This window comes from Halomonas sp. N3-2A, assembly GCF_002216165.1.
Classification (GTDB): domain Bacteria; phylum Pseudomonadota; class Gammaproteobacteria; order Pseudomonadales; family Halomonadaceae; genus Vreelandella.
Window position 1 is genome coordinate 4,633,161 of the sequence record NZ_CP022286.1, and the last position, 12,054, is coordinate 4,645,214.

The window sequence follows — 12,054 nt, forward strand, 5'->3', positions numbered from 1 at the left end:
TAGTGAGGTGAGGGTGGGCGCTTAGGCGTAAAGGGCACTAAGTGCCATATCGCCAGTCGAAGTGGCAGGTTTATTAACAGGAGAGAAACCGTGCTGGATGCCATTAGCAATTTCTTCCAACGCGCGCTGGCAGAACCTGAGCAGCGTGATAATCAAACCCTGACGCTAGAACTCGCAACGGCGGCATTACTCTGTGAGGTCATGCGCGCCGATTACGATAAAAGCGATGCTGAACGCGCCGCACTGAAGCAGATGTTAATCAGCCGCTACCACTTAAGTGACAGCGACGTTAACGAGTTAATGACATTGGCGGAAGCAGAAGTGGATGATGCCGTCGATCATTACCAGTTTGTTAGCCTGATAAAAGAGCACTACGGTTATGAGCAGCGCTGCGAGTTGGTAGCGTTAATGTGGCAGCTTGCTTGGGCTGACGGCAGTATCGATCCACTCGAAGAACACCGTATCCGGCGGTTGGCAGATCTTTTACACGTTAGCCATAGCGATTTTATTCGCAGCAAGCTTGCCAGCACGCCCCAGGCCTAGCGGCTCCCTTCCGGCTCAGCAGAAATCCCCAGCCGTCGACATAACCATTAATAGACCCATTGATACAGGGCTCGGAGCGCAGAAACGCCAATGAGTGATATGCAGGATGCATCGAACTTAACCGAACTGATTAACACCATGGAGCGAATGGAGCGTGAAAAAGCCAAGGTAAGCGTAGACGACGTGGTTCACGCGGTGGGCAGGCGTTCATTTGGGCCACTATTGTTGCTTGCTGGGCTAATCACACTTGCGCCCATCATCGGTGATATTCCCGGTATGCCAACGCTTATGGCGGCGTTGGTGTTGCTCACATCCGTTCAGTTATTAATCGGCAGGGAAACTTTCTGGTTACCTAAATGGCTAGTAAAACGCTCGATTTCTCGAAACAAATTCGATAAAGCCATTCACTACATGAAAAAGCCCGCCACGTGGGTTGATAGCTTACTAGGTGTGCGCCTAGCGTGGATGACCGGCTATATCGGGATACGCGTCACCGCCGTGATGTGCTTACTTATCGCGCTAGCCATGCCGCCGATGGAGTTTATTCCGTTTAGCGCCAACGGCGCGGGTTTGGCGCTTACCCTGTTTGGTTTAGGTTTAGTCGCCAGAGACGGCATTATGCTCTCGCTGGGTTTTCTACTCACCGGAGTTACGTTTACGGTTGTGCTGATCAACGTGCTATAAGTTCGCGTACGATCATCCTAGCGCCGCCTAAGCTGACGGCTTTTTAAAAGGAGCAAGCACGCACCATGTCTGATCCAGCACCGTCTGAGTCATCATCATCGAACTCACCATCGCCACATTCAACGCTGCCGCCTGCGCCCAAAACGCCCCGTGAACAATCCCCCTGGGAGCGGCGGATTGAAACAGTGCTTTGGAATTCTCGCTTTCTGGTAATGCTGGCGGTAGTGCCAAGCCTGTTGGGCTCACTGATGCTGTTTATTGTGGGTACGCTGGATATCTTAACCGTGGTGGGTGATGTACTGCGCTACTACCTGGTGGATAGCTCTCAAGATATCCACGACACCCTGGTGCCGGACATCATCATCGCCGTTGATGTTTATTTAATAGCGATTGTGCTGCTGATCTTTGGGCTAGGTATCTATCGGCTGTTTGTTTCCCGGATCGACCAGGCGGAAGTGCGCTATCCCAAGCATCCGTTTAACGTAGGCTCACTGGATCAACTCAAGGACAAAATTGCCCGCGTGGTGATTCTGGCGGTGATTATTGAGTTTTTCCGCGCCGTGGTGGATATCCGTTTCACAACGCCACTGGAAGCCATCTACCTCGCGCTTTCAGTGCTGGCGCTGGCCGCAGCGCTTTATCTGATGAGCCTAGGGCATAAGGGGGAGTGAGACGAATCGTCGTACTTTCTCTTAAGAGAGCGATTCAATGCCCACCAAGGGTAAATTACGCAAACATAACCAATCACTGCTAGGCTAGAGATGTTATTTCAAGGTGTTGCTCTCTTTGAAGCAAGCCTTTAAACGCAAAAGCAAGGAGTGCCGTTATGCGTAACATTATCTATATTATTGGTCTAATCGTTGTTGTGCTGTTTATTCTATCGCTGCTTGGACTGCGTTAAGCACACCGCGCCAATAGAAAAGCGCCCGCAGCCCTTTTTTCAAGGGCCGACGGGCGCTTTGTATTTAAAACGTCGTATTTAGAACGTGCAGAGCAAAGCAAGCGCGATTACGCGCAGTCGGCAGCTCCCTGGCCAAACATATCAAACATTAGCTCTCGTCCCATAGACGTCAGTACGAAGCGGTCGTAATCATTAAATTCAGCGGCACCGCTCTCTTCAAGCACCCGTTGGCATGTTTTCCAACTAGGGCAATGTCCCTTCAAATGAGCCAGCTCGCGTCGGGCAAGGCCACGCTGCGGCAAGGTAATGGTTTCGAGCACATGGCCGTTATCGTAAAGCAGCTCGGCAACGGTAGAAAGGCAGTGGCGTAGGCTGCGCTGCACATGATAAGCGGCAGACGCTACGCTGGATGCGGGTTGTGACACCTCGGAAGGCATAAGTCGTTCTCCTGCAAATAGCCCTAAAATGGGCTTGTTGCAGTGCATTATAAAGCAATGCGGGTATTAGACCAAGGTCTATGGTGGATTGGTGTCAAAGCAACCGCTGACCTTTTCCTGACATATTTCTGTCATCTAGATAATTCAACATGTGGGCCGCTAGGGGAAAAGCAAAAAGTATTAATTAAAATTGATGGTGTTATGCCTTTTTAGCTTTATGTAAGCGTCATTCTTTACAATTCATTACTTTTTAGTACGTAAAAAAAGCCAAATAGGCTCAAGTCTAAGCTTTAATGGTCGATAGTATTAAATATAAATCACATTCTTACGTATGAGCAGCGCCAGCGTGTTGGGCGTTATTTAAAAAAAGGGCAGTAACTTATGGCTTCCATTTCATCACTCGGTATTGGCTCAGGGCTCGACCTCAACGGCTTGCTGGATCAACTGCAAGATGCTGAGCGAGGGAAACTGAAGCCTATAGAGCGTCAACTGGAAACCCAGCAGACCAAGATTTCTGCTTATGGTCAGCTGCAAAGTGCGCTCTCCAAATTTCAAACTGCCTCCGCTGAGTTAAACGACAGTGCGCTTTACGAAAGCCTTTCCACGAATGTGGGAGGCGATGCCATTACTGCCACGGCAGACGGCGAAGCGCAGCCCGGTAGTTATAACGTCACCGTTGATACACTCGCTACCCGTGGCACGCTGGCCTCTGAAGGAGTTGCCGAACTGGACGCGCCGCTAACGACCACTGAGCAAACGTTAACCTTCACATTCGGTGATGGGGCCAGTAAAGAGGTCACCATCGGTGCGAATAGCAGCCTGGAAGATATTCGCGATGCGATTAACGCTAGTGAGGATTCAGGCGTTAACGCCACCATTGTGAACGACGGCACCAACTACCGGCTGGCGCTTAGTTCCAGTGAAACCGGTGCGGATGCCTCTATTAGCGGCTTTAGCTTTTCAGGCACCGAGCCCTTCGCTGCGGACACCGATAACACCCTTCAAGCAGGCACTAATGCTGCGTTGACGGTGAATGGCATTGCCATTACCAGCCCTACCAATCAGGTGGAAGGGGCGATTCAAGGCGTGACGCTTAATCTTCAAGAAGAGGGCGATAGCACCGTGGCAGTCGAGCAGAATACACGCGCTGTTCGTGAAGCAATTACGGGCTTTGTCGATGCCTATAACGAGCTTAAGGGCACCATCGGCGAGCTGACCAGTTACAATGCGGAAACCGGCGTGGCAGGCGAGCTGAACGGCGATAGTACGGTGCGCACGGTGGAGTCACGCATGCGCAGCATATTAAGTGGCGGTATCGAAGGTGAGTTCTCGATGCTTAGTGATATTGGTATTTCACTACAGCGGGACGGCACGCTTTCTATTGATGAAAGCGAGCTGGATAACGCCATTGTCAATAACCAGAATGCGCTGTCGGTGTTCTTCGCTGGTGACGCCGACGATTCAGGTATGGCAGGCCAGCTAAACCAGGGCCTAGACCAGTTATTAGGTACGAACGGGGCTGTGAAAGGCGCTATTACCGGGGCGGAAAATCGTGTGGAATCCCTTGTAGAGCGCTACACCCGAACAGAACAAACCATTGAGCGGACCATCTCCCGCTACCGTACCCAGTTCGGCCAGTTGGATAGCATGCTTGCCCAGATGGACCAAACCAGCGACTATCTAACCCAGCAGTTTGATGCCCTCGACGCTCAGCTTGGGCGTAAATAGTCGCTAAAGTAATTGGGTGGTTGTTGAACGCCTACGCTAACGCCTGCTTCCTGCAGGCGTTTTCATTAGAAAATTCCCATTTCTAGTAAAAAAGTATGTAAAGCGGCGAAAGCGCGAAAAGGCGCTAAAGTTGTACGCTTTTCTGCCGATAGCAGTGCTGTTAAATAAACGGGCGTGCGCATGCGTGCCTGGGTCTTATGGTTTAGCCTTTTGCACTGAGGAATACCCCCGCATGGCGACGATAACCTCTCTTGGCGTTGGTTCTAACCTTGATCTCAGTGGTTTGCTTGATCAGCTTCAAGCGGCTGAGCGGGGCAAGCTCGCGCCAATTACGCTTCAAAAGAAACAGCAGCAGGCGAAAATTTCTGCTTTCGGTCAACTTCAAACGTCGCTGAACTCGTTTCAAGATGCGGTCGCCAAAATCAACGACCCCAAGCTCTACCAAAGCCTTTCCGCCAATGTGCGTGGCGATGCCATTAAAGCGACTGCCGCCGCAGATGCGCTGCCGGGCAGCTACCGGGTAGAGGTCAGCCAATTGGCCACCTCTGGCACGCTGGCCTCAAACCGCGTGGGAGAGCGGGACGCCGCCCTAGATCTACAAGGGGCGACCGCGCTGCAACTGACCTTTGGCGATGGCGAGAGCGTCGAGATCAACATCGTAGAAGGCAGTAGCCTTGCGGATATTCGTGATGCCATTAACGCTGATAAAGAAGCTGGTGTTAACGCCACGATTATCAACGATGGCACCGGCTATCGGCTGGAACTTAGTTCTAAAACGACCGGTGCAGACGCCTCTATTGAAAACTTTAGTTTTGTTGGTGCCGGTGGCACCGTAGTGCCTGGCCCCTTTGCTGAAGGTGCGGCAACAAAGCGCCCAGGGGAAAATGCTGCGCTTACAGTTAATGGCATTGCGATTAGTAGTGCGGAAAACAGTATTGAAGGCGCGATTCAAGGCGTAACGCTAAATCTTACTGAGCTTGATATCGTGGACGGCGAAACAGCTTCCAGCACCATTAATATTGAGCGCGATACGCTAAAGCAGCGCGAAGCGATTAATGGCTTTGTAAAAGCGTTTAATGACTTAAAAGGCACCATTGGCAAACTCACTCGCTTTACCGGTGATAGCGAAACCGCTGGCGAGCTAGTGGGCGACAACACCGTGCGTACCATCGAATCCCGGCTGCGCAGTGTATTAACCGGCGGGGTAGAAGGCGGTGAGTTGTCGACCCTTAACCAGCTAGGCATCACTCTGCAACGAGATGGCAAGCTCAAGGTCGATGAAGAGACGTTAGATGACTTGGTCGCCAATAACCCCCAGGCCCTCAATGACTTTTTTGCCGGTGAAAACGAGGGCGACGGCATGGCGGGTAGGCTAAACACCACTATCGAACAGATGCTGGGCAATAACGGGGTGGTCAAACTGGCGATTAGTGGCGCGGAAAATCGTGTTAAAAGCTTGGACGATCGTTTCGAGCGTATGGAAAAAACCATTGAAGGCACCATCTCTCGCTACCGCACCCAGTTCGGCCAACTGGATGCGATGATTGCCCAGATGAATAGCATGAGTTCCTACCTCACCCAGCAGTTTGATGCCCTGGATAATCAGTTAGGCCGCAAGAAATAACCTTAACGCTTCGGTTGAGTAGCCACAGATAAGTAGTGCGGTGTAACGAGCGAAGCGAGGCACCCGCAATGGGCGGCGCAAGCCGCCCATTTGTTGCTCTAGTAAAAGTAAGCCTCTCACCCTACAGTTACCAAACATTACATCTTTTTTTACTAATCACCCTAAAGATTCCCCCCGCCGTGCCGTTAATTCTAATAACGGCGCACAAAGTGGCCGAATAGCAGGCCTTCCGGCCAGTGTTCATGCAAGGAGAATCACACCATGTCAGTGATCAATACCAACATTACCTCCATGATTGGCCAGTCCAACCTGTCCAAATCACAAAATGCCCTGACCACGTCTATGGAGCGTCTGAGCTCTGGTCTGCGTATCAACAGCGCTAAAGACGACGCAGCTGGCCAAGCCATCGCCAACCGTATGACCAGTCAGATCACCGGTTTGTCTCAAGCACAGCGTAACGCTAACGATGGTATCTCCGTTGCACAGACTGCTGAAGGCGCCCTGAACCAGGTTAATGATAACTTGCAGCGTGTTCGTGAGTTGACCGTACAGGCACAAAACGGCACCAACAGCCAGGATGATTTGCAATCCATCCAGGACGAAATCAATCAGCGTCTTACCGAGATTGACCGTATTTCAGAACAGACTGACTTTAACGGCGTTAAAGTATTGTCCGAAGATCAGAGCCTGTCTATTCAAGTAGGTGCCAACGACGGTGAGTCTATCGACGTTGTCCTGGAAAAAATCACTTCTGACACACTAAATTTAACCAGCTTCAATGTAAACGGCCCGGGTGAGAATCTTGGCGCAGCTGTCGCTGCAGATTATGAAGCTGCCTACGGTCAGGGTACTGGTGTAACCACCAATACTGTTAACGACTTCTCTGCCGATTTGGCTACAAACTTAGGTGTTAGTGCCGCCGGTGTAGACAGTGCTGCAACTGCTCAAGTTGATGATAATGGTAATTGGTACGTTGACGTTACCATTACTGCTCAAAATAACGCTGAAGCAAAAGCACTTGGTTTACAGGGCATCGAAGCGACTTCCGGCACTGCGGTAACCTTCCAAGTGGCACTTGATCCCTCAGAAGCCGCTGTCGCTACTGGTAATACCACTGCTGCCTATACTGTTACTGGCACAGACTTGGGTGCAAAAGACCTGCTAAGTTCTGCGTCCACTAACCCGATGGAAAAGCTTGATGCGGCTCTTAAACAGGTCGATGAGCTGCGCTCGGGCTTGGGTGCCGTTCAGAACCGCTTTGATTCTGCGATTACCAACTTGCAGACTAACGAAACCAACCTTTCTGCTGCTCGGTCACGTATCGAAGATGCTGACTATGCAACAGAAGTAGCTAACATGACCCGTGCACAGATTCTGCAGCAGGCGGGTACCTCTGTACTAGCACAGGCTAACCAGATTCCGCAGAACGTACTTTCACTGCTGGGCTAAGCCATCGTACTACTTATCCGTACTTGCGGATTACCTACAGGCCTCCTTTATGGAGGCCTGTCTTGTTTTGCGGCTGGAATGAACTCAGTTAACAAGTATATTCAGCGCTTTTCGTACCTTTGGAGGGAAGGGGCATCAGATATGATGTCATGTATAGCTTAACCGCCTTCAGGATGTTCTCTACCATGTCGAATAAAAAGCCCTATCGCTCATCAAATAATGCTCGCCAGCGCACTTTGGATACGAGAGGAACAACGCAAGCATTGAAGAAAGCCAGAGCGCTAACGGAGCGTCAGCCAAAAAATATTTCTGCGTGGAAGCAGCTCAGTGCAGAACTCTCAGAAGCAGGGCATCTACAAGAAGCGCTTGAGGCATTAAATAGCGCAGTTTCTTTACAACCAAATGATGCCGAAGTGCTAGCGCTACAGGGGCGAATGACGCATCAATTGGGCGACCCTGATCGCGGGTTGGCGTATTTACAAGCGGCTATCGAGTTACGCCCTAATTATGCTAAAGCACAACACTATATGGGCTACATCTATTATACCCAGGCACGTTTTGATGAAGCGCTACAGCATGCCGAAATAGCCTGCGAGTTAATGCCCGACGATGTGGATATGCTTAACACATTGGGCAATATTTTGATGCAGAAGTTTGAGTATGGTCGAGCAAGAGATGCGCTTGAAAAAGCTGCAAAATTAGCACCCAATAATTATTTGTCCTGGAATAATCTGGGTAATGTTTATAATGCTATTGGAGATCTTGATAAAGGACTTGAAAGTTACGGTAAAGCGCATCGAGTTAATCCCCATGCGCCGGGCCCTTTTTCCAATATCATTACTACATATCACTACCACCCTGATAAGACAGGTGAGGAGATTACAGCGCTATGTAAGCAGTGGGAAAGTAAATTTTTATCAAGTGTTACCACGCTTTCTTATGCTAGTCACAATAATTCTAAAAAACGCCTTAGAGTTGGATTGATTTCAGATGGTTTTCGTGGGCATCCTGTTGGAAGAATGATTACTTCGGCATTAGAATGTGTTCCAAAAGACCAGATGGAGTTTTATTTTTATAGTACGAACCATGCTTCTGATGGTATTACCGAAAGGCTGAAATCAGTAGCTACACAATGGATGAGCGTGCAGCCCTTAAAGGATCAGCAGGTAGCTGAGCAGATTGTACATGATGGCATTGATATTCTGATTGATTTAGCTGGTCATAATGCAGGTAACAGAATATTGGCAGTAAGTATGCGCCCAGCTCCGATACAGGTAAAGTGGGTGGGCGGGTTGATTAACACTACAGGCTTGTCGGCCATTGATTATTTGATCAGTGATAGTATTGAGACACCTATAAGTGTAGATGAAGCATATGTCGAAAAAATAATACGCTTACCTGATGACTATATTTGCTATGTACCTCCAAATGGATATGAGCCAGATGTGGAGCCATTGCCTGCGTTTAAGAATGGTTTTGTAACATTGGGTTGTTTTAATAATGCTAATAAATTAAATGATGTAGTGTTGGAACAGTGGTCTAGTATAATGAAGGCGCTGCCTGGCTCTAAGCTATTGCTAAAAAGCATGCAGTATAAAAGTGAAGAGCGCTGTCGAAAAGTTAAAGAAACAATGGAAATGTTTGGTATTGAGAGTGATCGATTGCTTATTGAAGGGCCTTCATCGCACGCTGAGCTTTTAAATGCGTATAATAAAGTTGATATTTCCTTAGACCCTTGGCCTTACTCTGGTGGACTGACCACTTGTGAATCATTTCTTATGGGAGTTCCAGTCGTTTCTTTCCCGGGGCCGACCTTTGCAGGACGCCACAGTGCTACCCATTTGATCAATGCGGGTATGCCAGAACTTGTAGTGAACTCTTGGCAAGAGTATCGAGAAAGAGTTTTGGAGCTTGCATCTGACTTAGATAGCCTTGCCACTATCAGGCAGCACCTTCGTCAAGTTTTAATAGAGTCACCCGTATGCAATGCGCCTCGCTTTGCAAAACATTTTACTAATGCAATGCGTGCCATTTGGCAACGCCACTGTGAAGGAAAGCAGCCTGCCGCTTTAACGTTCGATAAAACTGGGCAGGCGCAGTTTGCGGATGAAGAAACACCCGTTGATGTTGTCTATGCAGAAAGCATGGGGTCTGAGGCGGCTGGGTTTAAATGGTCGCTATCTAGCAAGATTATAGCGCTGGATAATGGGGCAAGATTAGTTGTTGAGAAAGGCATTGATACCCTTAGACAACTAAATTCATTTGGCATAGTGACCTTCGATCCAGCAAGCCAAGTAACAAATCCCGAGCGGTTTGAGGGCAGCAATGATGTGCAAGTCTTTACCCATGCTGTTTTAGGCGATGGCTATCAAGCAACGCTTTATTCGTGCTTAGATCCAACAATGAGCAGCACCTTGGAACCGCTGCCCATCGGAGAGCAACACGGGGTTAGCCCATCGGGTACTAATGTGCTTGCCAAGCTGCCGATCAATACTATTGCGTTAGATGCCATCGAAGGGCTTGAAAGCTTGGATTGGTTAATTCTTGATCATCTAAGCGATTCCACGGCAATTCTTGAAAACGGCGAAAAAGCCCTTAAAAATACGCTTCTTATCCAAGTGCGTATTGCCTTTCAGCCGACGCACCAGCGCCAACCTAACCTCGCGGAAGTGCAGCACTGGATGAGCCGCCACGGCTTCCGTTTCTACCGCTTCAACAATGAGCAACACCGCAGCCATCTGCCAGAAAGCGTACCTGACAAGCAGCGCCAGGCGACGGAGTTGCATAGTGCTGATGCTGTATTTTTGCCTAGCCATGAGCGTATGGCCAACTTAAGCAATCACCAGCGCATCAAGCTTGCTTTTCTGTTACATACTATTTATGGCATCCGCGATATGAGTTACGAACTCTTGGTCGGTGTAGATAAAGCAAAGGCAGAAGAATATTTACTTTCAGAAGGGATGGTGAAAGCCCCGGTAAATGAGTTTGATAATGATAACGTGGTAACGCCTAAGCAAACATCTGAGTTGCCCGTAGTTAATCAAGCAGTAGCAGACAATATTTCTCAAGATATTGACGCATTATTAAATCGTTATACTGAATTACAGGACGATAATACTACCCAAGATGTGGCTAGTAGTAATGTTGCATCTCAGTCCTCCGAGTTTGAAAAGCCACGTACAAAGAATAAGCCTATAAGCTTGTGGAAGCTCGATGAGCCAATCAGCGTGGTAGATGTCGGTGCCAATCCTATCGATGGGACGCCTCCTTATGCGGAAATGCTCAAGCAGGGGCTTGTGACGTTGGTTGGTTTCGAGCCACAGAAAGAAGCATTGCAAAAATTGCAAACTATGAAAGGGGATAATGAGACCTATCTGCCACATGCAGTCGGTACTGGAGAGCATGCCAAGCTTTACATCTGTCAAGCCTCGGGTATGACCTCAACGTTAAAGCCGAATAGCCTAGTGCTTAATCACTTTCAAGGATATCCGATCTGGGGAAAGGTGAAGTCGGTCGAGGAAATCGAGACCATACGATTAGATGATATTGACCAAATAGAAAAAATAGACTGGTTGAAAATTGATATCCAAGGCGGTGAGCTTAACGTTTTTAGAAACGGCGAAAAAAAGCTGAAAGATACCTTGGTTATTCAGACAGAGGTTAACTTTATTCAGCTTTATGAAAATCAACCACTCTTTGCTGAGATTGACCAATGGATGAGGGCGCATGGGTTTATGCTGCATACGCTTTTGGAGCAAAGAAAACGAATTTACGCACCGATGAAAATCAATGGCGGGATTCATCAGGGTATAAATCAGCTAACTACTGCTGACGCAGTATATGTCAGAGATATTAATGCTTTGCAGGAGGCTTCTGTAGAGCAGCGTAAAAAATTGGCGATTATTTTGAGCAAAGCATACGGAAGCTTCGATTTAGCTTACCGCTTATTGATGAATGAAGAGGGTTGTAGTGAAAAGAGCTTTTTCAATAAAATTGTCGGAAAAAAAATTAACGCTATTTCAGTGGATTAAAAAATGACACAGGAAACGCAGTTTCTGAGCTTGCTAAGAACCGCAAGTAAAAGTGATTTGCAGATTTTGGCAAAACTTTTAAGCCCATATTTAGCAGAAACAGAGCTTCGCCAGACAAAAGTATGGGGGGATCGTAGCCGTCTGCATCTAGATAATATTACGATCCCTCTGAATGACCTTTTGCTTAATACACGTTCAGGTCATATCACAATCGAAAAGGATTGCTTTTTTGGTCATCGTTGTATGTTGCTGACAGGAACGCATGACTACGAAAAAATCGGCCTAGAAAGATTGACAGCTGTTCCTGATAGTGGCAGAGATATCCACATTAAGCAGGGTGTGTGGCTGGGCTCTGGTGTCACTGTGCTTGGGCCTGCCGTGATAGGGGAGAATGCTGTTGTCGCTGCGGGCAGTTTGGTTGTTGGTGATGTTCCGCCGAACACTATTATGGCAGGTCATCCTGCTAAAATTATTAAAAAAATTGATGGGAGTAATACCTAATGCAAACATGGGTTTCCCCATCGTTTTAAAATTTGAATAGCAGTAGCCGAGCAATGTTTACAGCCAATTTGGATGATTGGAGTCTTTAAACAGCGTCAGCACGTCATCATCACGATAGCACCACCAGTTGATCCTAAATTCCAAAAAATACTAAGA

At 48.3% G+C, this 12,054-nt stretch carries 9 protein-coding genes; 8 read left to right on the forward strand and 1 reads right to left on the reverse strand.

What is annotated here, in order from left to right; translation table 11 throughout:
• Nucleotides 1-90 precede the first annotated feature (90 nt).
• The 3 genes from CEK60_RS21385 (at nt 91) to CEK60_RS21395 (ending at nt 1,898) form a co-directional block, all read left to right on the forward strand.
• Nucleotides 91-543 (forward strand): tellurite resistance TerB family protein, encoded by a 453-nt coding sequence (locus CEK60_RS21385; protein ID WP_089040734.1) that lies wholly within the window; start codon nt 91-93, stop codon nt 541-543.
• A gap of 90 nt (nt 544-633) precedes the next feature.
• Nucleotides 634-1,227 (forward strand): exopolysaccharide biosynthesis protein, encoded by a 594-nt coding sequence (locus CEK60_RS21390; protein ID WP_089040735.1) that lies wholly within the window; start codon nt 634-636, stop codon nt 1,225-1,227.
• Between the two features lie 65 nt (nt 1,228-1,292).
• Entirely contained in the window at nt 1,293-1,898 is a 606-nt protein-coding gene (locus CEK60_RS21395) for a YqhA family protein (RefSeq protein ID WP_089040736.1), read from the forward strand.
• Nucleotides 1,899-2,235: 337 nt separating this feature from the next.
• Here the strand turns inward: CEK60_RS21395 and CEK60_RS21400 are convergent, their stop codons facing one another.
• Nucleotides 2,236-2,565 carry a hypothetical protein gene (locus tag CEK60_RS21400; protein WP_089040737.1) on the reverse strand — a complete coding sequence of 110 codons (330 nt, stop codon included), beginning with the start codon at nt 2,563-2,565 and terminating at the stop codon, nt 2,236-2,238.
• A 381-nt stretch (nt 2,566-2,946) separates the two neighbouring features.
• Between CEK60_RS21400 and fliD (CEK60_RS21405) the strand changes: the two genes are divergently transcribed.
• The 5 genes from fliD (CEK60_RS21405) (at nt 2,947) to CEK60_RS23065 (ending at nt 11,898) form a co-directional block, all read left to right on the forward strand.
• Nucleotides 2,947-4,293 (forward strand): flagellar filament capping protein FliD, encoded by a 1,347-nt coding sequence (gene fliD / locus CEK60_RS21405; RefSeq protein WP_089040738.1) that lies wholly within the window; start codon nt 2,947-2,949, stop codon nt 4,291-4,293.
• A gap of 232 nt (nt 4,294-4,525) precedes the next feature.
• On the forward strand, nt 4,526-5,917 hold the full coding sequence (gene fliD, locus CEK60_RS21410) for a flagellar filament capping protein FliD (protein ID WP_089040739.1): 1,392 nt from the start codon (nt 4,526-4,528) through the stop codon (nt 5,915-5,917).
• A 261-nt stretch (nt 5,918-6,178) separates the two neighbouring features.
• The gene (locus tag CEK60_RS21415) at nt 6,179-7,366 is read left to right on the forward strand and encodes a FliC/FljB family flagellin (RefSeq protein ID WP_089040740.1); all 1,188 of its coding nucleotides are present in this window, start codon (nt 6,179-6,181) and stop codon (nt 7,364-7,366) included.
• A gap of 185 nt (nt 7,367-7,551) precedes the next feature.
• Entirely contained in the window at nt 7,552-11,397 is a 3,846-nt protein-coding gene (locus CEK60_RS21420) for an FkbM family methyltransferase (protein ID WP_198361416.1), read from the forward strand.
• A gap of 3 nt (nt 11,398-11,400) precedes the next feature.
• Entirely contained in the window at nt 11,401-11,898 is a 498-nt protein-coding gene (locus CEK60_RS23065; protein WP_089040742.1) for an acyltransferase, read from the forward strand.
• The last annotated feature ends 156 nt before the right edge of the window (nt 11,899-12,054 follow it).

Coding starts and splice junctions, on each gene's coding strand:
- CEK60_RS21390 (WP_089040735.1), top strand. CDS start 634: ATGAGTGATATGCAGGATGCATCGAACTTAACCGAACTGATTAACACC.
- fliD (WP_089040739.1), top strand. CDS start 4,526: ATGGCGACGATAACCTCTCTTGGCGTTGGTTCTAACCTTGATCTCAGT.
- fliD (WP_089040738.1), top strand. CDS start 2,947: ATGGCTTCCATTTCATCACTCGGTATTGGCTCAGGGCTCGACCTCAAC.
- CEK60_RS21420 (WP_198361416.1), top strand. CDS start 7,552: ATGTCGAATAAAAAGCCCTATCGCTCATCAAATAATGCTCGCCAGCGC.
- CEK60_RS23065 (WP_089040742.1), top strand. CDS start 11,401: ATGACACAGGAAACGCAGTTTCTGAGCTTGCTAAGAACCGCAAGTAAA.
- CEK60_RS21400 (WP_089040737.1), bottom strand. CDS start 2,565: ATGCCTTCCGAGGTGTCACAACCCGCATCCAGCGTAGCGTCTGCCGCT.
- CEK60_RS21415 (WP_089040740.1), top strand. CDS start 6,179: ATGTCAGTGATCAATACCAACATTACCTCCATGATTGGCCAGTCCAAC.
- CEK60_RS21395 (WP_089040736.1), top strand. CDS start 1,293: ATGTCTGATCCAGCACCGTCTGAGTCATCATCATCGAACTCACCATCG.